The organism is Ancylobacter amanitiformis, assembly GCF_030814815.1.
Classification (GTDB): Bacteria; Pseudomonadota; Alphaproteobacteria; order Rhizobiales; family Xanthobacteraceae; genus Ancylobacter; species Ancylobacter amanitiformis.
Genome location: NZ_JAUSVR010000001.1, coordinates 505,353 through 529,281, shown reverse-complemented (window position 1 = coordinate 529,281; position 23,929 = coordinate 505,353). Strand labels below are relative to the sequence as shown.

Here is a 23,929-nt window from a genome sequence, read left to right as displayed (position 1 = left end):
AGGCGGACACGCGTTCATGAAATAGACGTCGGTGGAGACCGACCGCCCGGCCGGTCTCCACCTGTTCAGAAGCTCACCAATGCTTGGGGAGATTCATCATGTGCCCGTGGTTCTCGAAGCTCGGAGCGATCGAGCCCGAGTTGTTCCCCGTGTTGACCGGAGCGCCAGCGCCAGACGGGCGATGGTTGTTGTTGGCCGCACCCAGCGAAGCCAGGCCGCGCCCGCCAATGTCGTGGGCTGTCAGGGTCGAGCCCAAGGTCTTGAGGACGTTGCGGTAGGAGCCGTCAAACCCTTCATGGCCGCCGCCGCCCCTCGGCCCCGTGCGCCCATGATCATTGTTGGACGAGCCGGAGCGGAAGGTCATGCGGTCGTTCTGGCAGACATGGCGGTTCCAGCCCGACGGGGCGTGGTGATTGCCATTGCCGTGACCGTGACCGTGACCGTGACCGTGACCGTGACCGTGACCGTGACCGTTGCCGTTGCCGTGGCCGTTCCCCGGGTTGCCCAGGGCGCCCGACGGACCGGTTGGCCCGGTGGCGCCGGTCGGTCCGGTCGGTCCGGTCGGTCCAGTTGCGCCGGTCGACCCTTCGCCGGTCGCGCCGGTCGCGCCCGTGGCACCGGTTTCGCCCGTTGCGCCAGAAGTGCCGGTCGCGCCCGTTGCACCGGTGGCGCCAGAAGCGCCCGTTGCACCGGTTTCTCCGGTCGACCCGGTGGCGCCCGTTGCACCGGCTTCGCCGGTCGCGCCAGTAGCGCCTGTTGCGCCGGCGGCACCTGTCGCCCCCGTGGCACCGTCCTGCCCGGTCGCTCCACTGGCACCCGTTGCGCCGGCGGCACCTGTCGCTCCCGTGGCGCCGTCCTGACCCGAAGCGCCGGTGGCGCCGGTCGCGCCGCTGGCCCCCGTGGCGCCGTCCTGCCCGGTCGCTCCACTGGCGCCGGTGGCGCCTGTCGCGCCGGCCTGGCCTGAGGCACCGCTGGCGCCGGTCGCACCGCTGGCACCTGTGGCGCCGTCCTGCCCGGTCGCTCCACTGGCGCCCGTTGCGCCTGTCGCGCCGGCCTGGCCTGAGGCACCGCTGGCGCCGGTCGCGCCGCTGGCCCCCGTGGCGCCGTCCTGCCCGGTCGCTCCGCTCGCGCCGGTGGCACCCGTCGCGCCGGCCTGGCCTGAGGCGCCGCTGGCGCCGGTCGCGCCATTCTGACCGGTCGCTCCGCTGGCACCGGTCGCGCCGGTCGCGCCGGACTGACCGGTCGCTCCGCTGGCGCCGGTCGCGCCCGTAGCGCCGGCCTGCCCTGTGGCGCCCGTTGCCCCGGTTGCGCCATCCTGCCCGGTTGCGCCGGAAGCGCCGGTCGCACCGGTTTCGCCCGTCGCGCCGGTCGCCCCCGTTTCGCCGGTCGCTCCTGTCGCGCCGGTCGCCCCGATGGGCGCAACGGCGGCGATGGTGAAGGAGCCGCTGGCGGGCGGGTTGGTACCCGGTATCTGAATGGTGCCCGCCTGATTGTAGACGACGACATTGCCGATATCATACCCGTCCGGCAGGTAGACCAGCGCGGCATAGGACGCCAAGCCGACATTGATGCCGTCCTGGGCGTCATTCGCGGCCGTGGTATTGGAGGCGCTGGCCAGAAGCGTGAAATTAACGCCGTCGTTATAGTAGATGAACATCGTCGTTCCGGCGATGTCCCGACCTATGACTGTTGCTAGTTGGCTCATGGTTTCTTCTCCTGTTGTGTGCGTTTCGCCCTGTCCAGCCCTTGAAGTGTCTGCTTAGTTCGGTCGGTGGCCGTTATTGCGGGACGCTTGAACCGCCAGGACGGCGGGTGCGGCGGCCATGGCCTGCCCGGAGCCGGCGCGGATGACGCAGGGCGTGATGCTCACCCCCGGCAGGCGGTTCTTGCCGTCCTTGTCGTCGGTGACGATGATGGTCGCGCTGGAACTGTCGAACGGCAGCGGAAAGACCACGGAAAACTGGCCGGCCTTGATGCCCGGCGGGAAGATGCTGCCCGCGGGGACGACATGGCCGGAGCCCACGAGGACGTGGCTGTCCTGGCCGTTGAGGCGACACCAGACGAACACGCTATTCGCGCCCTCGTTCGTATCGATTCCGGACGCTCTGAAGAATTCGTCGCTCATATCAACGTACCTTTCGTGATGTGGATGTTGGAAAGCTTCGGCAAAAGCTGTCGCACCGCGTCAAGGACACGGGTTCGCGAGCGGAACCTGAGGGGTTACGGTGGACATGGAGCAAACGCTCAAGGGAATAGAGTGCATCCCGTAGATGAGATGCTATGGACTTCGCGGGATGAGTTCTGAGCAGATTTGCTCACGCAGCGAAAGAATCCAAAAATAGTTGCGCGCGCCGTTCGCGCCGGCTGGAGCCGGTGTCAACGATCACGGGGGCTCGCCACGGCCTGCGACGGCGCATTGGCGGAAAAACATATCCGGCAAAGCTTTGCGCGATCGGTCCGGATGGTCTGTCGCGTGGTGGCAAGATGCATCCGATGCCACGGAAAAACCGGGCCGGGGGTCGGATGACGTCGAACCTTCCCTGGAGCACGTCCAGTGAATTCCGCTTCACCGGAAATGCTTCAGGTTCTTGGATCGGCGCGCTTTCTTCACGCGAACCGGAAGCCACTTCGCTCGAAAGCGCTTGAGCGTCTCGGTCTTTCGAAGAACGGGAGGTTTCGGATATGCGATATTCCGCAGCGGAACGCGGCATCGGCCGTGTCCTGAATCCGCAATCTTTGGGCGCGAGGGCAGGGCGCGGGGGTTTTGGGCGCGAGGGCAGGCCTTCGATCGAGGCTGGTAGAGGCGTCAGGCAGGCGTGATGGCGCGGACGATGCGTTCCAGGTCGGGCATCGGTGCCTGAACCCACGCGCCACCCTCCGCAGGATACAGGGCCGCGGTGCCAAAGGTGCGCACGGCATCGATCCGGGCGCGCGTTTCCCGAAGCGGGCCGGGAATGTAGACGAACGTTCCCGGCCATACGCTCGTCGCCGGCGGGCCATCATCCGGCGCGACACGCCAGGCATCGCCGTGCCTGACAAGTCTTTTTCTAACGATCTGAAGCGGTTTCATGGTGGGAGCTTCGGTGATTCGCGGGCTGCCATCCAAGTTCATAATACCGTCGCAGTGTGCTCATCCGTTATGCAGCGCGCGCGTTTGCAAGCTCTTGTCAAGGTGCGGGCGCGTGCCCCTAAAAGTTTCCGCGGCGGCGGAGGGTGGAGGCCTGCCGTATTAAATCACTGTAGCGTTGTGTCGCATCGACCTCGGTGAAAAGATCCAATATTGATTGATGGATAATTCAAAAATCGGCAGTCAAGGCGTCAGGAAACGCAGGATGTTTCGCAAGGCGTTGTGACTTGCTTGGTGTATATAATGTATTATGCCTGTACAATTTCAGCGTGCGATGGCGGTGCTGCGTCCGTCATTGCGTCCGCCATCCACAGGTCTTTCCGCCAGGTCGGCACATAGGGCGTTGACGAGCAGGTTGGGCGCTCCGGATGGCCCTGCCTTCAGCACTCCATCGCGGGCATGGATGGCGAGCCGTCCCTGCATCCGAACGCGGCGGCCCGACACGGAGCTTTTCCCGACATTTCCGCTCAGCATTGCACGCACTTAGTGCACGCAAAATAGTCACGGAGCTTCCGGAGTCAGCAGCGGCCCGTTCGGCCGCCTCGCCCCACTTTTTGCCAAGTCATTGATAAACCAGAAGAAGCAGCGACGGGAAGGTTTGGCATGCGCCTTGCTTTTGTTATCGCATGCACTTGATGCATACGATAACAATCCAGATGCAGGAACAGACCTCGATGCGCACTCCCGATTTCGCAGGCGACGTCAGTCGCCGCTCCTTGCTGAAGGCCGGCATTGCCGCCGGTGCCCTCGCCGCCACGTCCCGCTGGTCCGCCGCGCAGGCGGACGATCCCAAGGTGCTGAACTATCTTTCCTGGCCCGGCAATGCCGACCCCTATCTGGTCGAGCGGTTCGAGAAGGAAAACGGCGTCAAGATCCGCATCAAGGAATATGTCGGCGGCGATCAGATGCTGGCCGTGATCAACCAGTCGCCGCCCGGCTCCTTCGACGTGGTCCTCGCGGATGCCGAGTACATGCATCTGCTGCACGAGGCCGATTTCATCGAGGAACTCGACCCGGCCGACTATCCTCTGAAGGACTACTGGCCGGAGTTCCAGAAATTCCCGCTGCACTGGTTCGACGGCAAGCTCTATGGGGTGATGACGGATTTCGGCTATCTCGGCCTGTCCTATAACACCAAGGAATTCACGCCCAAGGAGGTTGCCTCCTATGCCGCGATGTGGAGCGACAAGGCCAGGGGAAAGGTCGGCTTCTTCGACTGGTACCTGCCGTCCATGGGCTCGATCAGCCTGTCCAACGGCAACCGGCCGCCCTTCGACATCGACGCGGCGCATTTCGCCGCCGTCAAGGAGAAGATGTTTTCGCTGAAGCCACAGGCCTCGGGCTTCTACACCATTGCCGATATCTTCTCCTCGCTCACCAATGGCCGCGCGCAGCTGGTGCCCGGCATCGGCGAGTGGATCACGCTCGGCCTGCGCATGAACGGCGTGCCGGTGGATACGATCATTCCGGAGGAAGGCGGCCTGCAGTGGACGGAGTCGCTCTCCATCGTGAAGGGCACCCCCAAGCGTGACCTCGCCCGCAAGTTCATCCAGTACACCACTTCACCCGAGGGGCAGGTGAAGATGGCCACGAAGGTCGACAACAAGAAGTCGATCCCCTCGATTCCCGGCTGGAAGCTCCTGAACGAGACCATGCCGAAGGAAGCCGAGATCCTGCGCATGACGCTGACCGGCCCGAATGTGATGGACGAGTACAAGGCGAAGAAGATCCAGTTCCGCCAGCTGCCCAAGCAGCAGGACATCGCCGACTGGAACGACGCCTGGAGCGAATTCAAGAGCCTCTGATCCCCCGCGAACCAAGGAGCCACGCCATGACGGCTGCCTCTGTGACGACGCGTGCCAGCGCCCGGCGGCGCTGGTTGGAGATGCCGCGCGCGCGCATGGCGGGTTCGCCCAAGGTGCTGCCGGCGGTTCTCGGCCTGCCCGTGCTGCTGTGGCAGGCGGTGTTCTTCGCGGCGCCGCTGGTCTTCCTTGTCATCGTGACGTTCTGGCAGGTGAAGGCGTTCCGGCTGGAACCGGCCTTCGTGCTGGACAACTGGAGCCGCATCCTGTTCTCCACGACCTTCCAGCGGGCGCTTGTGCATACGATCGCGGTGGCCGGCACGACGACATTGCTGGCCACCGCCTTCGCTTTTCCCGCTGCCTACACCATTGCCTTCCGCCTGAGCGCGCGGGCGCGGGACCTCGCCGTCGCCTTCCTCGTGGTGCCGGTTTTCTCCAGCTACATGCTGCGCATCTATGCGTGGCAGATCGTGCTGAGCCCCGAAGGCATCATCAACGCCGTGGTCGGGGCCGTCGGCATCGGCCCGCTGCCACTGCTGGGCGGCGCCGTCTCGCTGCAGGTCGGGCTCCTCACCCTCACCCTGCCGATCGCGGTGCTGATCCTGGTTTTCGCCATGGCCGGCATCGACCGCACGCTCATCGAGGCGGCGGAAAATCTCGGCTGCCGGCGCGCGCGGGTGATCGCGCATGTCATCCTCCCCTCGCTGCGGCCGGCCATCGCATTGACGGCGACGACGAGCTTCCTGCTCGCCTTCGGCGATTATATCAGCCCGCTCTTCATGACCGGCTCCAAGCCGCCGACGCTCTCCATCCTGATCGTCGACACGGTGAAATCCGGTTCGCAATGGCCGCGCGCCTCGGTCATTGGCGTGTCGATGCTGCTGATGCTGGCGCTGGTTCTGGGCCTCGGCCAATGGCTGTCGCGCGGCCGCGCGGCGCGCAAGGAGGCCGCGCGATGAACGGCACGCTCGCCACCCGCCTGTCGCGCCTCGCCCAATACGGTCTGCTCGGCGCGCTCTTTGTCTTCCTCGCCACGCCCATGCTGGTGATCGTGGTGTTCTCCTTCGATGCCAACCGCTTCCCCACCATTCCCTGGGGCGGCTTCAGTCTGGAATGGCACCGTGCCATCCTCGCCGACCCGATGATCCGGGACGCCTTTCTCAACAGCGTGCTGGTTGGCCTTGGCACGGCGGCGCTGGCCACCGCGCTCGGCTTTGCCGCGGCCTATCTCGACTTCCGCCACCGCTTTCGCTTCAAGCTGCCCTTCATCCTGCTGGTGGCGGTGCCGCCCGCCGTGCCGGCCACCATCCTGGGCATGGCGATGCTCGCCTTCCTCTCCCGCATCGGCCTGTTCGGCCGGCTGGAGACGGTGATGGCCTGCCATGTCGCCATCGCCACCTCCTTCGCCATGGCGATCATCCGGCTGCGGCTGAACGATCTCAGCCGCGATCTCGAACCCGCCGCGTGGAACCTCGGGGCCTCGCCCCTGTCCGCGCTGCTGCATGTGGTCATTCCCTTCTGCCGGCCGGCGCTGATCGCCTCCTTCTTCCTGTCGGCGGCGGTGTCGTTCGATGAGTTCCTGATCGCCTGGTTTGTCGGTGGCGTGCATGAGACGCTGCCGGTGCGCATCCTCAACCTGCTGCAGGGGCAGGTGAATCCGAAGATCAATGCCATCGGCACGGTGGTGCTGGTGATCAGCGTGGCACTGGTGCTGCTCGCCCAGCGCTTCACCGGCGTGCGCGCCGGACGTCGCCCCAAACCCCGTTCCGGAGAGTGACATGCCGACGCCCTTCATCGCGCTCGACAAGCTCGACAAGCGCTATTCCGATCATCACGCCGTGAAGTCCATCGATCTCGATATCGAAGCCGGCGAGTTCATCGCCATCATGGGCCCGTCCGGCTGCGGCAAGTCGACGACGCTGCGTCTCATCGCCGGGCTGGACGCGCCGACCGGCGGCGATATCCGCATCGGCGGCGACAGCATGCGCGGCGTGCCCGCCTTCCAGCGCAACACGCCGATGGTGTGGCAGAGCCTGGCGCTGTTCCCCTTCCTCAGCGTCGTCGAGAATGTCGCCTTCCCTCTGCGCATGCAGAAGGTGGGTGCCGCCCGGCGCCGCGCGCGCGCGCTGGAATGGCTCGACCGGCTGGGCCTCGCCGGCATGGCGGAGCGCAACATCGCGCAGCTCTCCGGCGGCCAGCGCCAGCGGGTGGCGATCGCCCGCGCGCTGGTGACGGAGCCATCCGTGCTGCTGCTCGACGAACCGCTTTCCGCGCTCGACGCGCATCTGCGCGTGCGCATGCAGACCGAACTGTCGCGGCTGCATCGCGAGCTCGGCATCACCTTCGTCTATGTCACCCACGCGCAGTCCGAGGCCTTCGCCCTCGCCGACCGCATCGTCATCATGAGCGAGGGGCGCATCCAGCAGGTCGGGCGCCCGCAGGATGTCTACCGCGCGCCCGCCAACGCCTTCGTCGCCGAATTCATGGGCATGAACAACCTGGTCCGTGGCGAGGTGAGGGGTGGCTCCGGCGGGCTGCTGGAGATCGGCAGCGCGCTGGGCACGTTTCAGGTGCCGGCCGAAACGCCGCTTCCCGCAGGCGCCCGCGGCGATTTCGTCATCGCCGCGGATCGGATCACCCTTGCCCGCGGCGCGGACGGGCCCGGCATTTCCGGCACGGTACTCGGGCTCGAATTCGTCGGCTCGACGCAGACCGTCTTCATCGAGACCGAGGGGGGCGCGGAGTTCCGCGTGCAGAAGCAGCAACACGAGATCGAGGCGCTGGACCTGGTGCCGGGCCGGCGGGTCACGCTCAGCTGGGATCCGCGCCACGCCTGGCTGCTGCCGCAGGCGGCGTAAGGCTTTTGCGGCATGCGGTCTTTGCGGGATGAGGCTTTTCAGGAGGAGGACGACATGTATCAGGAATATTTCATGCGCCGCGCCGTCGAGATTTCGCGGCAGGCGCTCGATCTGCCGGGAACCGAGCCGTTCGGCTGCGTCATCGTCAGGGACGGGGCGATCGTCGGCGAGGGATTGAACCATTCCCGCGCGCATTTCGACCCGACCTCGCATGGCGAGGTGGAGGCGATCCGCGATGCCTGCCGCCGGCTGGAATGCGTCGACCTCACCGGCTGCGAACTCTACACCTCGTGCGAGCCGTGCGCGATGTGCGTGGCGACCATGGAAGTGGCGGGCATCTCGAAGCTGTACTACGCCGCTTCGATGGAGCAGGCGGGCGCCGCCTTTGCCTCGCTGACGGCCAGCGAGCGGCATCCGATCGACGTCGATGCCGTGCGTGCGGCCGCCGGCGCCCGCATCGAAGACCGCGCCATGCCCTCGCAGCAGGCGATGGACGCGGATGCCGTGGCCATCCTCGACAGCTGGGTCAAAGCGCGCAAGTCTGCCACCGCCTCGGGCGGCTGATTCAGTGCATACGAAAGAAAGAGACTTCGCATGAACATTTCACGCGCCAAAAGCGGAGCCTCGCGCTCGGTCAACGACCCGACCGCGAAGGGCAAGGGTCCGCCCGCGAGCGGGGAAGCCGCCACCATCTCCCGTACCGAGGCGGTGCAGGACGCGCTTCGGCAGGCCATCATCGAGCAGCGACTGCAGCCTGGGGCGAAGCTTCCCGAGGACGCGATCGGCGACGCCTTCGGCACCAGCCGCACCATCGCGCGCGAAGCGCTCGGCCGCCTCGCGGTGGAAGGACTGGTCGAATTGAAACCCAATCGTGGCGCCTTCGTCGCCAACCCGACCCTCGACGAGGGGCGCGACGTGTTCGTCGTCCGCCGCGGGCTCGAGCGGATCGTGACCGAGTGCCTGGCTGGCCGGCTCAAGCCCGGCGAGATCGCGGTGCTGCGCGACCATGTCGCCCGCGAGCTGGCCGTTTCCGGCCATAACGAGGTCGAATCCATCCGCCTTGCGGGAGAGTTCCACCTGCTGCTCGCGCGCCTCACCGGCAATCAGGTGCTGGTGCGCTACGTGACCGAGGTCGTGTCGCGCTGTTCGCTGATCCTCGCCATGTATGGCCGCCCGCACTCCTCCGATTGCGGCGTGAGCGAGCATGGCGAGATCGTCGATGCGCTGATCGCCGGCAATGCCGGCCGGGCCTGCGAACTGATGGATCATCATCTCGCCGCCGTCGCCAGCCGCGCGCTGCTGCAGGAGAAGGCCGAACGCGACATTCGCGATGTGCTCGCGCCCTATGCCGCGCGCATAAGGGGGCTCGGATCATGAGCCGCATCCTTGAGCCGGATACCGGTTCCGTCGCCTTCGATTTCCGCGAGCTTGGCGAGCGCGAGCGCTACAAGCTGATGATCGGCACCATCGTGCCGCGTCCCATCGCGCTGGTGACGACGGTCGACCCGCAGGGGCGGGTGAATGCCGCGCCGTTCAGCTTCTTCAATTGCCTCTCGGCCGATCCGCCGATCCTGGCGCTGGGGGTCGAGAACCACGCGGACATGTCCTTCAAGGACACCGCGTCGAATATCCGCCTGACCGAGGTCTTCACGGTCAACATCGTCTCGCACGCCCTCGCCGAGGGCATGCATCTGTGCGCCGCCGACTTTCCACCCGGGGAGGACGAACTGGCGGCCGCGGGGTTCACGGCGGCGCCGGGCGTCAAGGTCGCGTCGCCGTGGATCCGCGAGGCGCCCGCCGCCTTCGAATGCCGGCGCCATATGACGCTGGAACTCGGCAAGTCGCGCCAGATTGTGCTTGGCGAGATTCTCTATGCGCATTATCGCGCCGATGTCGTGGACCCGCAGCGATTGCGGGTGGATCCGGCCAGGCTCGACGCCATTGCCCGCCTCGGCGGCAGCACCTGCGCGACGATACGCGATCGCTTCGACATGCCGACACCGACCTTCGCCGAATGGTCCGCACGCTTGGGGCCGGGCGAGAGGGCGGGCCAACCCGTGAAGCCCTGAGCCGCGCGCGTTCGCGGTGGAGATGTGGGCAAAGGCGGCGTTTTGCTTACGCAACGGGCGCGGGATCCTCTAGCATCCGGCTTCGACGACAGGTTGACGTCGGATGCAGATGACGGACGGGAGCCTTGGCTTGGAAGGGGAGGGGCGGATTTCCGGCGCGCGCAGGATGGACGAAACGCAACTGGCGTTCATCAACGCCGCGGAGAGGGATATCCGCCTGCTGGCACCTGCGGGGAGCGGCAAGACCATGTCGCTCCTGTATCGCTGCGCCGAGCTTGATCGTCGCTCCGGAGACAAGGCGTCCTTCCTCATCGTGTCGTTCACGCGCGCCGCGCGCGACGAATTGCGGGCGCGGCTGACCGACGACGCCTTCGCCGGCTTCGCGGCGCGGGCGGATGTCGTCACGCTCAATGGCTGGGGCCACCGTCGCCTGAAGGCGATGCATGCGCAGCCCCGCCTCCATGTTTCCGAGTTCGAGCGCGCGACAATGGTGAAGTCCATTCTCGCGCCCGCCTGGTCGGCGATTCCGGCTCTGGAAACGGGCATGAAGCGCCAGCCCTTCAAGCTGCCCCAGCTTCTGGCCGGGCTGCTCGACATGATGAAGACGCTGGGCTTCGATCACGAGGACGGCTCCCTGGGAATGGCGGACGACCGGCTGGAAATGCTGGAGCAACTGGGTCTGTTGCCGCTGCTCGAAGACTTCATGCTGCGCCTTCACCAGCTCGACGTGCTGGCCAACCGCCGGTGGGAGCCGTTCCTCGAAGTTGCGCTGCCCTTCTTCAACGCGGCCTGCGCCCAGCAATTCGCCACCGGTTCGTTCACGCTCGAGGATCAGAAATACGCCGCCTGGCTCGATCAGCGGCGGCAATCCGCGGCCGGTGCTCCGTCCCCGGGCGCGGACAGGATCACCGATATCCTGGTCGACGAGTTCCAGGACATCAATCCGCTCGACCTCGCGCTGATCCTGCAGGTCGCCCAGCTCAACCAGTCCGCGCTCACGATTGTCGGCGACGACGACCAGGCGATCTTCGAGTGGCGCGGCGCCGCGCCGGACTTCATCCTTGAGCCGGATCGCCATCTGGGGCGTCGCTTTGCCACCTATGTTCTGGAGAAGAACTACCGCTGCCCGCGCAATATCGTGCAGAAATCCGCGCGGCTGATCGGCCACAATATCCGCCGCGTCGACAAGGCGATGCATCCCGTCTCCACGGTCGATGCGGAGATCGCGATCTATCCCGGCGCCACCTTTCTGGATTCGGTGCAGAACGTGCTGGCCGAAATTCGCCATTTCGTCGAAAGAAAGACGCCCGGTGCGCGCATGGCGCTGCTGTCGCGCAAACGGGCGCAACTCATTCCCTACCAGATCCTGCTGGCGCGCGAGGACATTCCCTTCTGCGCGGCGGAAGACCTGCATCTGTTCCTGTCGGACACGTTCGATCGCCTGCTGGGCGCGCTGCGAACGCGGACCATGGCGGGGCTCGGCGTGGCGGTGCCCACCATTGTCGATGACGTGATGGCGCTATGCCATTCGGTACAGCGCTTTCCGCTGCGCAAGGTGGAGGCCGATGCCATGGCGCGGCATATCCGCTCCGCGCGGCCGAAATCCTATGACGCGGCCATCGACCGGCTGGAGACCTATGACGGAACCATTCGCGGGCAGGTGGACGAGGGCGCGACCGCCGCCGATTTCGCCAGCAAGCTGCGGCGGCTCATTCACGCGCCCTCCGTGCGTGCCGCCATCGAAGCCCTGCAGACGCTCTATTCCGGCTTCAAGAAGGATTACGGGCGCGGCGTCGAAGATATCTTTCTGGCCGATCCGCCCTTTGCCTATCTCGCGGAGTTCTCCGAGAGCTACGGACAGGATTTTCAGGGTTTCGTCGAGGATCTGGAAAAGGCCAAGGATACGCTGGTGAAGCTGCCCGGCATGGATGCCGATGACAGCGCGGACGCGTTGTGGAAGAAGCCGGTTCATCTCATGACGGCATTGCGGGCCAAGGGGCGCGAATTCGACACCGTCGCCATGCTCGACGTGGTCGACGGCATCTGGCCGCTGCGGGCCGCCAAATCCGAACGGGCGATCGAGGGCGAGCGGCGGCTGTTTTACGTCGCCATGACCCGGGCGAAGAAGCGCTTGATCCTGACATCGTCGCACCGCATCGGCGACCAGGTGACGATCCCCTCGCCCTTCCTGGCCGAAGCCGCTCTTCCCTGAGCGCGCGCGCCGCCCCTTCAGGCGCCGGGGCCCTCGCGAACGGTCTGCCCGAAAAGCGACGACACGTCGCCGTCCCCCACGGGCGGCAGCAGCATGTCGCGCGACAGCTTGCGCTTGCTCTCCAGCAACGCATCGAGGCGCACGTCGAAGGAGGCGTCGCCATAGTCGGGGTGGACCGCGATGGGGTTGTGCACGGTGACGGGCTTGTGCTGGCCGATCCGATAGCATCGGTCGTTGCACTGGTCCTCGACGGCGGGATTCCACCAGCGCGACAGGTGCAGGACATGATTGGCCGCGGTGATCGTCAGGCCGATTCCCGCCGCCTTGGGCGAGAGCACGAGAAGATCGAAGGGTCGGGACGATGACTGGAAGCGCTCGACGATTTCCAGCCGCCGCTCGCCGGCAATGCTGCCATTTATGATGGCGGGTTGGCGGTCGAGCCCGAACCGCGTGGCGATCGCGGTCGCGAACAGCGCCTGCACGGCGAGATCCTCGATGAAGACCAGCGCCTTCTCGCCGCGCGACTGGATAGTCTGGAGCACATCCACCGCATAGATCAGGCGTGCCGACTGGGCGAGCCAGGCGTCGACCGAGCCACGGTCGAGGGGATCGCAATCGTTGGCGCCGCGCGGGTGCAGCGAGATGCTGCGAAACGCGTGGAGCGCGCGCAGCATGTCGGCCTGCCCAAGCCCTCCCGTCTGCGCGCCCAGAACCGCCTGATGATAGGCCTCCGCCTGTTCCGCGGGCATGGTGACGCGCTCGCGACGGATCTGGCGAGCGGGCAGTCCTTCGAGAATCTCGCTTTTCATGCGGCGCAGCAGGACAGGGGGCGACTGGTCGTTCCGAGGCGCATCGAGCTGGGACTTGAGGCGCTTCAACTCCTCCTCGCCGCCATCCTCATAGGTGCGCGTGAAGGCCCTGAGGTCTCCCAGATAGCCCGGCACCACGCGATCCATGATGCACCACAGATCGGCCAGCCGGTTTTCGATCGGCGTGCCGGTCAGGCCGAGCACGAAATCGGCATTCATGGCCTTTGCCGATTGGGTGTTGATGGCGCCCGGCGACTTGATCTTCTGCGCCTCGTCGAAGATGGCGACGCTGAAGGCGACGCGGGCAAAGGCGCGGTGATTGTCCGCAAGCGTCTCATAGGTGGTCAGCACCCAATCCGCCGCGCGCAGATGGGCCACATCAAGGGCGGTGTCGGGCGACCAATGCTCGTCACGCGCCATCTTGAGCTTGCGCAGGGAGGAGCCGAAGGCATCGACCCGCGTGCCAAGCGCTCCGGGCGCCAGATGCCGTTCGGCCTCCTCCGCCCAGTTGCGCAGGAGCGCGGTGGGCGCGACGATGAGGATGGGCCGGTTGCGCGCGCCCCGCGCGAGGCCGAGAGCGTCCCGGTTCCGGCGCACCCAGGCGAGGAAGGCCAGCGCCTGAAACGTCTTGCCAAGGCCCATGTCGTCGGCGAGCAGCGCGCCGGGCCAGCCGCTGCGATAGCAGGCGACCAGCCAGTCGAAACCGATGATCTGATGCGGCTTGGGCGGGGTGACAACCAGCGGCTGGCCGGGAAAGCGCGGCTCGATGGCGATCGCGCGCGGCTGATAGGTGATGGAGAATTCCTCGCCCTCGAGGTTCTGGTGAATGACCAGACGCTCGTCGCCGGCGTCGTCGGCGGTCCCGGGAGCCGCGTCCGCCGGTGTCGCGTCCGCCAGCGCCGCGTCCTGTGGTGCCGCCTCCTCGTTGCCCGATACTGCGGGAGGATTGCCGAACTGATCCAGCCCGAGCTGTCCGAACGCTTCCTGCACGTCCTCCACCCGCAGCCGGAGATCGTCGACCACCACCTCGGGGCGGTTTTCCTCGCAGGCGCGGACGACGTCTTCCCTGAGGCTCTGGAAAAGCGGCTGGTTCAGTTCGACGATGTCCGTGCCGATGCGCAGGGGAAAGTGCTCGGGCAGCCATTGGCCGGCCCGGTTCTTCAGCCACGGCATGGGCGGCGGTTCCCAGATGCCGAGCCCGAGAACGCGATCGGAATATTGCCAGGTTTCCACCAGCAGCGAAGGCGCGGCCTCGCCGCTCTGGCCGTCGCCGAGGGCCTCGGAAATCGCGGCGCGCGGGTTCTTCAGGAAGGCGAGCCGTTCGGCCTTCGGCGCGGCGCGCTTTCGACGGATGAGGTCGAGGGCTGTTTTGAGGGAGGGGTCGACCACCAGATAGGTATTCTTGTCGAGCACATAGGCATCGCGACTATGAGCTTCCGCGGCGAAAATCCCGCGCGCAAAGCGCTCCTGCAGCCTGGGCGGCAGAAGGGCGTCGGCGACGAGATCGCGCTGCACGGGAGCCGCCTCGCTGGCATCCATGCCGTCCGGTGCGCCGGCATCATCCTCCAGGCTGGCGATCGTCTCGCGCCCCATCACGACGGGCAGGAAATCCGGCCCGTGGGCGGTCTCGAACACATCCAGCGCGACGGCGCCGGCCTGGTAGACGGTGAGGCTGGTGAGGAAACGATCCTGCGTGCGAACCTCGTCGCCGCCGACCTGTTTCAGCGCCGCCTGTACCGGCGCCCAGGCCGCGATGCGGGGCTCCGCCGCCTGACCTTGCGTATCGTTGTAGGCGTCGATCGCCTCGACAAGGGCGTGGAGCGGGCTGGAGAGTCGCCCCCATCGGGCGCCCCACCGGACGAGCGCGCCGTGGCGCTCGTTGACCCGCAGCGACCGATCCTCGCGGTCATACCAGCTGGCACGAATGCGGGCCCGCGCATCCGTCATGATGCCGTCAAAGGCGAGGGTGATCGACAGGGTGCCGAGCGGCGGCAGGCCGGCCGCCTCGGCGACGCTTGCCGGCAGGGCGGCGATGGCGGCGTGCGTCAGGAGCAGGCCGTTGTCCATCGCGACGCCGTCTCCCGCCTCGAGCCGGCCGAGCAGGTAGCGCGCGGCGGCTCCCTCGCGGCCGGCCGCTGCGCTCCAGCCGTCGAGCGGCAGGATCTGTGATCCGAGAAGCCGGCGGCGCTCCAGCGTGATCTGAACGCCCTCGGGCCGCACCTCGTGACGAAAGGCGGCCTTCACAGCATGTACTCGCGGGCCGACAGCCGCGCTCCCGTCATCGACGCGATGCGCCGCGCCGCCTTGTGCTGCCAGGCATTCGCGCCGGTATGTGGCATATGCTCGATCTCCTCGACCGGTGCATAGCGCTGGCCGCTGCGCAGAAAATCTCCGTCATATTGCGGTTCGTAGAGCTTGGGCGCACCGGGCCGATCGGCATCGACCCAGAACCGGCACTTGCCGTTGAAACTCCATTCCGCGCAGATGCCACTGCCGACCTTGAGCAGGAGAACGGCATGGCCGGACTGGATGCCTCCGCCTGCCGTGAATCGAGCGAACCGCGCGTTATGTCCAAAGCTGCGGAACGCTTCGTTCGCGCCGACCCGGTCCAGAACCACCCAGGCCTCCCGGATGAGCCCTTTCTCGTACACCGCCTCCCAGAACTTGCGCCGGTACTTCCAGTTCAGGTTGGGATTGACCGCCTGGACGACGTCCAGGAACTGCCGCAGTGCCTGTTCCGTCAGCCATGAGATGGCAATTTCGCGCGCCTCGGGCATGCCGACCCAGTTCGCGCTTTTCGTGCGGGGATCGCCGAACTCTTCAAGCGAGGTCAGGAGATCGAGCGTGCGATCCTTGATCGCCTTTTCCGGCGGCTGCGCCCGATAGGGCAGGAGCAGCGCGTCGGCCAGCAGGCTTCTGTGGGTGGGAAAGGCGAGGCTTCGCGGGTCGCCTTGCAGCGCGATGAGGGTGAGGAAATCCAGCCGCTCGGCCGGCGGCAGCCGCCTGTCCTCGGCGGCGCGCTGCAGCACGCGGCGGGTGCAGGGTTCGACATAGCCGCCCGCCAGCGCCAGTTCCATGCGCAACCCGTTTTCCTCCAGCATGCGGCGCGGCGATACGCGCGCGACCAGGGCGGCATCGCCGATGCGCCGGGGGCCCTCGGCTGTGTCGAAGATGCGAAACCTGTCATGCAGGACATCGAAGGGAGGCCCCATGACGGAAACGAGATCGCGCAGGGCGCCCGCCACGGCGGAAAGGCCGGGCCGGTCATCGTGGAAGCTGACGAGATAGGAGAGGGCGAGTGCCCGCGAGGCCCCTTTGTGCTTGAGGTCGCGCAGTTGCGCGAGAAAGGGATCCAGCGTCTGCGGGCGAGCCGCCAGGGCCAGCTTTGTGGTCCACAGGCACCAGGCCCCGTCGCGCGCCTCCCGGCCGGTGAGCTTCTCCTGCCGGGACAGGGCCTGCGCGATGCTGACCGCTACCACATCGTAATCCTTCGCGCGCGGCGTGTCGCCGGTCCCCTCCGGCAGCTTGCGCGCCGCGCGCAGCACGGCGGCTTCCGGCTCCGGCCGGCGTGGCGCGGGCGCGTGGCGCAGCATCATGTCCTTGATCGCGTCCTTGAGAAGGCTGCTCACGGGAGCGCTCCGGGCACCGGCGGCGGTTCGGGCAAGGGTGAGGGGGCGGGCATCACCGGCGGCTGCATCGCGGGTGCCTGCATCACCGGTGCCTGCAGTGCGTTCACCTTCGTCTCCATCTCGTCGAGAAGGCGCAGCACGCTGGTCAGTCGCTCGCGCCGATCCGCTTCCATCAGGAAGCGCAGATCGATCCGCCGGTTGATGCGGTGGGCGTCCTCGTCCTCGCCCTTGGTCGCGGGGCGCGTATGGGCATAGGCCGACACCGAGAGGACTTCCTGTCCCTGCGAGTTCACCAGCGTGCGCAGGCGCGGGAAGCCGCCGACGATCCGCCGATAGGTATTGACCGCGCGCTCGGTGGAAAGCTGCCAGTTGCGGTCCGGCCCACCCACCGTGTCGGTGTGCCCTTCGATGAACAGGGTTTCCACCACGTAGCCCGACATGGACGGGCAGCCGGCCGGCTCGCCGCAGGCGGTGTAGCGCGGCAGCACATCCAGCAGAACGCGCGCGAGGGCGTCGACATTGCGTGCGGCCGTCTCGTTCAGCAGCGACACATTCCTGTCGAAGCGGATGGCATCCTCGGTCAGCCGCAACACGCCGGTATCCTTGTCGATCGTCACTTTCAGCCCGACGCCTTCCAGACGCTTCTGGATGGTTTCGAGAAGGTCGCCGCGCGCCTGGTTGGCCTTGTCGAGTTCGGTGATCTGCTCGGCGATCTGCCGGCGCAGCGCGGCGAGCTGGTCGGCCAGTTCGTTGGCCCGGCGCAGTTGCTCCTCCTGCTGCGCCGTCAGGGTCCGGGTCTGGTCGGTCTGCTGCTGGAAGTTCAGCGCGAAGACCATCAGCATGATGATGAAGATGAAGAGGATGCCGACCATCATGTCGGTCATGGACACGAAATAGTTCTCATCCTCCTCGGCATGGCTGCCGGTGGACGCATCCGGTTCGGCGGTGATCATCGCGCCTCTCCGTGCGCCCGGATGTCGGAGCCGCCAAAGCGCGACGCCGTCGCGACCTTCAGGCCAGCGGCGATGTCCTCGGCGCTGTCCGACATCGAGGCCAGCAGCGGATTGAGTTTCTCGATGGCCTGCGACAGGCCGAGATCGACGGACTGAACATGGGTGCGCAGCCGGTCCTGCTGGTCGGCGGTCGAGCGCGAGAGCGCTTCCACGGCCTTGCCGAGCGCGGTGTCGACATCGTCGAACTTGGCGGCGAAATTGTTCCAGAAGGCGCCGCTGCGCTCATTGGTATCGGCCAGCCCCGCCGCCAGCGTCGCGATCTGCTCCCGGGCGGCCTGCAATGCCTCCAGCGTGGTGCCGACGCTGGAGGCGAGCTTCTCCGTGGCGCCGGAGAGGCTGGTTCCGACCGTGATCAGCGGAGCGGTTGCCGCTCGCACGCTGCTGGCGGTTTCGCCGAAGGCCTGGGCGGTCTTGCGCGCCTCTCCCGAGGTCGCCTCCAGCGCCACCTTCTGGCTCGCCAGCGCGCCCTCGATCGCCCGCATCGAGACCGACAGATCGCCGAAACGCTGGCCGACCGCGGTCAGGGCCAGTTCCACCGCCGTGCGCAGCCGCTCGGAAAGGCCCTGCGCCGCCGCGTGCAGGTCGGTCAGCACCAGCTTCTGCACCTCCGCCGAATGATGCACCGAGGCGTCGATCTGCCGGCGCGTCTGCTCGCCCTGTTCGCCCATGGCGCGCTGCATGTCGCCGACATTGTCCCCCATCTGGCTGATCTGCCGGTCGAGCTTTTCCATGACCAGACCCATGGCCGCCTCCAGCTTGGCGGAGGCGCCGCCGGCGGCCTGGCCGAGGGCGGAATCCACCTCGGCATTGGCCTTTTCCAGGGTCTTGCGCAGGCTCTCGACCACGCTGGCCAGCGCGTCGCGGCTTTGCCCGGAACTGTGTTCGAAAGTCTGTCCCGCGCGCTCCACCATGCGATTCAGGTTGTCCGCCGCTTCGCCCAGCCGTGCGGAGAAATCCTCGCCCGTGCCGCGCAGCCCGCCCTGCATGTCCATGATCGACATCTGCAATTGCTTGAGCGTGGCGGCGAGTTCCCGCATTTCGGTGCCGGCGCCATGCTGCAGCGACGCGGTGAAGTCGTGCAGCATCTGCTGCACGCCGTCCTGGCTGTTGGCGGCGAGATTGCCGACGGCGTGGCTGATCTGCTCGGTGACCGGCGCCATGGCATCGGCCACCGCCCAATGCAGGCGCGGCGCGATTTCCGTTCCCATGCGGGCGAAGAAATCGCCCTGGGTGATGTCCTTGAGCTGCGCGAGCTGGTCCTCCATCGTGCGGCGGATCTCCAGCGAAATCGACTGCGGCGCGTGATAGCGCAGCCGGCGCTCCAGCTCGGCATTGAAGCGGTCAAAGGACCCCTCCAGCAGCACGGAGAACCAGCGGAAGACGATGGACAGAACAATGGAGGCCAGCAGCCCGGCGATCGACGTCGAGAATTTGAAGGTCGCGATCTGGAGCAGTTCCCCCATCTGCGCGGCCATTTTCTTCGCGTCGCCCGCGCTGGCGGCCGCGCCGGCCTTGTGGAGCGCGAAGACGAGCCCGATGAAGGTCAGCAGCAGTCCGATGCCGACGAAATAACCGGGCACGGCGCTCATCATCTTCAGCCCGCTCAATCGCTCGCGGGCGACGCCGGGGTTGAAGAAGACATGCGGCCGGACCGTGTTGCCGATGGCGCGATCACTGTCGGTGTCGACGAGGCTATCGTCGAACTCTCTCCAGGCGTCGCCGATGAGCCAATTGGCCGAGAGAGTCTGCCCGATGGTTTCAAAATTGGCGGCGAAGACTCTCCGAATCTCGGCGCGATCTTCATTTCCGGCGACACTGGCGGTGATCTGCTCTCTCGCCTGCCTCATCGCGCGCAATACCGGCACTATGTGGAAGAGAAGAAAGGCAAGGCCCAGGCCCATCGCGAAGACGAACAGGGAGCCGGCCAGCGCATAGGCGAACTCGGGCGTGCTGATGCCCTTGAAGTCGCCCGACGTTGAATCGGCAATCGTTGCGAAAATAAGTATTGGGTTTATGAACGACAGTAGAAGCGATGATCCCAACACCAGAAAGACCGGAATCGCCCAGAACCCGACAAACCGCGCGATTCCCCCCACCCACACCCGCATGCACTCCCCCTTACCTGCACTGCATATTGGATGGCGCGCCGGCCGGGTTGCAAGCGGAATGAGGCTGCTACCCAGTGTGGGCCCCAGTGTCCACAATCCGACAGATGCGTTCCCCCGCGCAGGCCGGACAGGTGCCCCGCGGTTGCATCACGCATGGGCCGCCGGCGAGGTCGCGCGACAGGACGGACGAGGGGCGCGCCGAACCGAACTGCGCGCGCGCCTCAGGGTCTGGCGGCTTTCCGGCGCAAGGTGAGGGCATGCGGGCCGGCCCCGGGGGGGCAGCCGGCCCGATCGAGCCCGTAGCTTGTTCGAAACACGGTCAGGCTTGACGAAGCAAGATGAGTGAAAAGCGGGCGACGCCGCAAGGTGGTGTCCGTCATCACCCGCGACAAATATTGGTCGTATCCAGATGCCGCGGGGAGGAGGGGGGCGGGAGGCGATAAGGCGACACGGATCGGGTGCCAAATCAGCGGATCTGGCGCTTGGGCGTATCGTGCAGACGACCCTGCTACCTCTTGGAGATATCCTCCAGGCGAAAGATCTGTTCGATGCCGATCGGCGTGTCCGCGTCGCACGGTTCATAGGCCAGGGTGGTAAACACCCGATGGCCGTGAAACCAGAAACGCGAAATCCACCGATGCCGGAAGGGCGAGTCGACTTCCAGATCCAGATGTCGAGTGCTGACGCCGACAATCATGGCGATGTCACCTTTAATGATCGCCTCTCGTGACACGCTGTCGTCGATGACGATGCGGCTTTCTCCGACCATCCGCGGCTCGAATGCGCGGCCGACGAGCTTTGAAAACAGAGGCCAGGCACGTGTGCATCCCAGGGATGTTGCCTGGAGACGAATTCCGTCAATGTCGAAGATCGCCTGAACCGACGAGAGCTTCTCGATAAACCTGCTTTCGATGGCGAGTTCGTCGCGGATCTGCTTTGCAATCAGATCGGTTATCCGGCGCGAGATCTCGATCGACGGCAGGTCGAGGCCGTTTTCCCACCGCGACACGGTTGCTTGTGAAACGCCAAGCGCGGCTGCCATCACGTCCTGCTTGATGCCGTTCGAGCGGCGCCACAGCTTGAGCTTCTCGCCGATGTCGAACTCAGTCATGGAACTCTCGAACATTTCGACCGTGTATACGAGCGTATATTTTCGTTACTCCCAAAGCTTCGTTCGCGCTAGCGGATTCACAGTGCAAGAGAGTAAACCACTCCTCGTGCGAGGTTTTCATTGTGCGATGCACATTCGATGCGCTGAGGGGCGACGATAATATGACTTCTATGCTTCATTCGGGAGGATCTTTACGGAAATGTTTGTTTGCAAGCATTTCCGTAGTGGCGCTCGCGGCCGCGGCCCCCGCCGCCTTGGCGGCGGGGGCTGGCATGCTGGATAAAACCTTCGGCGCAGACGGAAATGCCGACGGCACACCCGACGGCGTGGTCTCGACCTCGCTGGGCAGCGGCGACGATGTGGCCAATGCCGTCGCTCGCGCGCCGAGCGGGGAAATCGTCATCGCCGGCAGCCATTTCGCAAAGGGCTCGTCCGACATCATCGTGGCTCGGTATACCCATGCCGGCAAGCTGGACAAAAGGTTCGGGGCCGACGGCAACAGCGACGGCACGCCCGATGGTGTCGTGGATGTCTCGCTGGGGGATGGCGATGACGTCGCGACGTCCGTTGTCGTGCAGCCCGACAGCAAGGTCGTGGTCGCCGGCTATCACCTCGATGGCAAGAGCAAGAATATCTTCGTGGCGCGCTTCAACGAAAATGGCAGCCTCGACAAGAGTTTCGGCGCCGATGGCAATGCCGACGGCGCACCCGATGGCGTGGTCAACGTGTCGCTGGGCGATGGCGATGACGTAGCCCGTGCGGTGGCGTTGCAGCCCGATGGCAGGATTGTCGTGGTGGGCGACACGGTGAAGGGCAGCAGTTCCAACATCCTCGTGGCGCGCTTCAACAAGGATGGCACGCTGGACAAGGCCTTTGGTGCCGATGGCGGCAGCGATGGCACGACGGACGGTTTCGTCAGCCTCGACCTCGGCGCCGGCGATGACATCGCCAATGGGCTCGCCCTTGACGGCGACGGCAAGATCATCCTTGTCGGCTCGCACAAGGACAATGGCAGCAACAACATCATCGTGGCGCGATTCAGCACGGATGGCACGCTGGACAAGGGCTTCGGCGCCGATGGAAGCCGCGACGGCACGCCGGACGGCGTCGTCAGCCAGTCGCTGGGCACGGGCGATGAAGTCGCCCGCGCGGTGGCGCTGGATGAGAAGGGCCGGATCGTGATCGCCGGCACGAACACGTCCACGGGTGGCAGTTCGAACATCCTGCTCGCCCGATTCCTGCCGGATGGAAAGCTGGATGCGGTCTTTGGCGCGGATGGTGGCAGCGATGGCACGCCCGATGGTTTCGTGAGCCTCGATCTTGGCAAGGGCGATGATGCCGCCGCCTCGATGGGTATACAGCCCGATGGCAAGATCGTCGTGGCTGGCTACCATACGGAAGGCGACAGCAAGAACATCGTCGTTGCCCGTTATCTCGACAATGGAAATCTGGATGCGGCCTTCGGCGCAGACGGCAACAGCGACGGCACACCCGATGGCGTTTTCGGCATTTCGCTCGGCGCGGGCGATGATGTGGCCAACGGCGTGCTGATCGATGGCTCGAAGCTGATCATCGTCGCCGGCAGCACCGAGGACAAGGACAAGAGCAAGAACATCGTTCTGCTGCGTCTGCTTGCCGAGTAACGCGCGAATCTGCGCCGGCGCCATCCTGCCCGCAAGTCTTCCGCCACGTTCAGGCGGTGAACCGGGTGAGACGGCGCTCGACAGGCTCGGCGCGATATGTGCGCCGAGCCTGTCGACGAAAAGCTCTCAAGTGCCTGTTTGAAATCCCCAAGTGCCTGTTTGGAATTCCTTTGAAGACCTTCATCCCGGCGGCGGCCTCAGGTGTAGAGCCGGGACCATCCATGCGCTTGCCGCCGCGATCCCGGATATGGCCTGCGGCCATGCCGGGATGACACGGCTGGAAGAGTTTCCCCGGAAGAGTTTCCAACAGGCTGCGACACCTCCCTGGCCAAGCGCTGACCAACCATGGCGCCGTTCGCGGACGAGTCCGCGCCGCGCGCACCGCCGATCGCTGCCGACCGCCGCCGTCGAGAGGTGTGGGCCGTGCTGCGCGACCGGTTGGCGCACGCCTTCGCATTTGCTAGCTTCCGCCCGCGCATCCGCGCCCGGGCTGCACCGGAAGGGCCTGTAGCTCAATGGTTAGAGCCGACCGCTCATAACGGTCTGGTTGTAGGTTCGAGTCCTACCGGGCCCACCAAAACGTCCATAAAACGTCCATCCGTGCGCGACGGATCTCCCCTGCCTGCCGGTTTTGTGGAGCCTGTCCGGGGGCAGGGCGGGATGAGGCCGCCTCCCCAATTGTCGTGTCCACTCGCCCGAAGGGGGTAATGGCGGGGAATACACAGGCCGCCGCAATGCCGCCGTCTTCGCGCGATGGCATGCCGCGTGCCGCTTCGTCATCCGACGGCGGCCTGCGAGGAATGCCGATTATGAAGTTCATGCGTGCCACTCTGTGTGCGACGGCGCTGCTGGCGAGCCTGTCGCCGCTTGCGGCGCAGGAAGCCGTGCCCTCCGTGCGTCGACCCACGCTCACCGTCACCGGCGAGGGAACGGCCCGGGCGGCGCCGGACATGGCCACCTTCTCCACCGGCGTGGTCAGCGAGGCAAAGACCGCGCGCGAGGCGCTGGATGCCAATAGCCGTTCGGTCGCCGGGCTGGTCGAGGCGATCAAGTCGGCGGGCATCGAGCCGCGCGACATCGTCACGTCGGGTTTCAGCGTGCAGCCGCAATATACCCTGCCGAAGAAGGATAGCAGCGAGCCGCCGCGCATCGCCGGCTATGAGGTGCGCAACGCCGTCACGGTGCGGGTGCGCAAGCTCGATGGCCTCGGCGACCTTCTGGACAAGATCGTCACGTCGGGTTCGAACCAGATCGGCGGCATCAGCTTCGACATCGCCGATCCCTCGAACCTGCAGGAGGCCGCCCGCGTCGCGGCGGTGAAGGACGCCCGCCACCAGGCGGAGGTCATTGCCGAAGCCGGCGGCGTGCGGCTCGTTCGCGTGCTGGCCATCAGCGGCGAGGGCGCGGCACCCCGCCCGATGATGCGGATGATGGCCATGCCGGCGGCCAAGGCCGATTCGGTGCCGATCGAGGCGGGTGAGAGCGAGATCAACGCCAACATCACCATCACCTACGAGATCGAGCCGCGCTGACGCGAAGCGCAACACC

At 66.0% G+C, this 23,929-nt stretch carries 18 protein-coding genes and 1 tRNA gene; 11 read left to right on the top strand and 8 right to left on the bottom strand.

The window, feature by feature from the left end; genetic code table 11:
• Positions 1–73: 73 nt before the first annotated feature.
• The 3 genes from QOZ99_RS02315 to QOZ99_RS02305 form a co-directional block, all read right to left on the bottom strand.
• Entirely contained in the window at positions 74–1,705 is a 1,632-nt protein-coding gene (locus QOZ99_RS02315) for a collagen-like domain-containing protein (RefSeq protein WP_306888263.1), read from the bottom strand.
• A 54-nt stretch (positions 1,706–1,759) separates the two neighbouring features.
• The gene (locus QOZ99_RS02310) at positions 1,760–2,125 is read right to left on the bottom strand and encodes a hypothetical protein (protein ID WP_306888262.1); all 366 of its coding nucleotides are present in this window, start codon (positions 2,123–2,125) and stop codon (positions 1,760–1,762) included.
• A gap of 681 nt (positions 2,126–2,806) precedes the next feature.
• Positions 2,807–3,070, bottom strand: coding sequence for a hypothetical protein (locus QOZ99_RS02305; protein ID WP_306888261.1), 264 nt, complete (start codon positions 3,068–3,070; stop codon positions 2,807–2,809).
• 731 nt (positions 3,071–3,801) lie between these two features.
• Here QOZ99_RS02305 and QOZ99_RS02300 point away from each other — a divergent pair.
• The 8 genes from QOZ99_RS02300 to QOZ99_RS02265 all read left to right on the top strand — a co-directional run bounded on the left by QOZ99_RS02300 (position 3,802) and on the right by QOZ99_RS02265 (position 12,068).
• Positions 3,802–4,932, top strand: a complete 1,131-nt coding sequence (locus tag QOZ99_RS02300) for an ABC transporter substrate-binding protein (RefSeq protein WP_306888260.1) — start codon at positions 3,802–3,804, stop codon at positions 4,930–4,932.
• A gap of 26 nt (positions 4,933–4,958) precedes the next feature.
• Positions 4,959–5,888, top strand: a complete 930-nt coding sequence (locus QOZ99_RS02295; protein WP_306888258.1) for an ABC transporter permease — start codon at positions 4,959–4,961, stop codon at positions 5,886–5,888.
• The gene (locus QOZ99_RS02290) at positions 5,885–6,706 is read left to right on the top strand and encodes an ABC transporter permease (RefSeq protein ID WP_306888257.1); all 822 of its coding nucleotides are present in this window, start codon (positions 5,885–5,887) and stop codon (positions 6,704–6,706) included. Before QOZ99_RS02295 ends, QOZ99_RS02290 begins: the two co-directional genes overlap by 4 nt.
• A gap of 1 nt (position 6,707) precedes the next feature.
• Positions 6,708–7,787, top strand: coding sequence for an ABC transporter ATP-binding protein (locus QOZ99_RS02285; protein WP_306888256.1), 1,080 nt, complete (start codon positions 6,708–6,710; stop codon positions 7,785–7,787).
• Between the two features lie 54 nt (positions 7,788–7,841).
• Complete coding sequence (locus tag QOZ99_RS02280) at positions 7,842–8,351, top strand: nucleoside deaminase (RefSeq protein ID WP_306888255.1); 510 nt, start codon at positions 7,842–7,844, stop codon at positions 8,349–8,351.
• 30 nt (positions 8,352–8,381) lie between these two features.
• Positions 8,382–9,164: a GntR family transcriptional regulator gene (locus QOZ99_RS02275; RefSeq protein WP_306888254.1), complete on the top strand. Its 783-nt coding sequence runs from the start codon at positions 8,382–8,384 to the stop codon at positions 9,162–9,164.
• Positions 9,161–9,856 (top strand): flavin reductase family protein, encoded by a 696-nt coding sequence (locus QOZ99_RS02270; RefSeq protein WP_306888253.1) that lies wholly within the window; start codon positions 9,161–9,163, stop codon positions 9,854–9,856. Before QOZ99_RS02275 ends, QOZ99_RS02270 begins: the two co-directional genes overlap by 4 nt.
• A gap of 166 nt (positions 9,857–10,022) precedes the next feature.
• Positions 10,023–12,068, top strand: coding sequence for a 3'-5' exonuclease (locus QOZ99_RS02265; protein ID WP_306888252.1), 2,046 nt, complete (start codon positions 10,023–10,025; stop codon positions 12,066–12,068).
• A 17-nt stretch (positions 12,069–12,085) separates the two neighbouring features.
• Here the strand turns inward: QOZ99_RS02265 and QOZ99_RS02260 are convergent, their stop codons facing one another.
• The 5 genes from QOZ99_RS02260 to QOZ99_RS02240 form a co-directional block, all read right to left on the bottom strand.
• Complete coding sequence (locus QOZ99_RS02260) at positions 12,086–15,121, bottom strand: DEAD/DEAH box helicase (protein ID WP_306888251.1); 3,036 nt, start codon at positions 15,119–15,121, stop codon at positions 12,086–12,088.
• Positions 15,118–16,506, bottom strand: coding sequence for an EH signature domain-containing protein (locus QOZ99_RS02255; protein ID WP_306888250.1), 1,389 nt, complete (start codon positions 16,504–16,506; stop codon positions 15,118–15,120). The genes QOZ99_RS02260 and QOZ99_RS02255 overlap by 4 nt, the downstream gene beginning before the upstream one ends.
• The gene (locus tag QOZ99_RS02250) at positions 16,503–17,459 is read right to left on the bottom strand and encodes an OmpA/MotB family protein (protein WP_306888249.1); all 957 of its coding nucleotides are present in this window, start codon (positions 17,457–17,459) and stop codon (positions 16,503–16,505) included. Before QOZ99_RS02250 ends, QOZ99_RS02255 begins: the two co-directional genes overlap by 4 nt.
• Positions 17,456–19,627 (bottom strand): anti-phage ZorAB system protein ZorA, encoded by a 2,172-nt coding sequence (gene zorA / locus QOZ99_RS02245; protein WP_306888248.1) that lies wholly within the window; start codon positions 19,625–19,627, stop codon positions 17,456–17,458. The genes QOZ99_RS02250 and zorA overlap by 4 nt, the downstream gene beginning before the upstream one ends.
• A gap of 508 nt (positions 19,628–20,135) precedes the next feature.
• Positions 20,136–20,738 carry a helix-turn-helix domain-containing protein gene (locus tag QOZ99_RS02240; RefSeq protein ID WP_306888247.1) on the bottom strand — a complete coding sequence of 201 codons (603 nt, stop codon included), beginning with the start codon at positions 20,736–20,738 and terminating at the stop codon, positions 20,136–20,138.
• A 122-nt stretch (positions 20,739–20,860) separates the two neighbouring features.
• Between QOZ99_RS02240 and QOZ99_RS02235 the strand changes: the two genes are divergently transcribed.
• The 3 genes from QOZ99_RS02235 (at position 20,861) to QOZ99_RS02225 (ending at position 23,913) form a co-directional block, all read left to right on the top strand.
• Entirely contained in the window at positions 20,861–22,381 is a 1,521-nt protein-coding gene (locus QOZ99_RS02235) for an NHL repeat-containing protein (RefSeq protein ID WP_306888246.1), read from the top strand.
• Positions 22,382–22,882: 501 nt separating this feature from the next.
• A tRNA-Ile gene (locus QOZ99_RS02230) sits at positions 22,883–22,958 on the top strand.
• Positions 22,959–23,190: 232 nt separating this feature from the next.
• Positions 23,191–23,913, top strand: coding sequence for an SIMPL domain-containing protein (locus QOZ99_RS02225; RefSeq protein ID WP_306888245.1), 723 nt, complete (start codon positions 23,191–23,193; stop codon positions 23,911–23,913).
• The last annotated feature ends 16 nt before the right edge of the window (positions 23,914–23,929 follow it).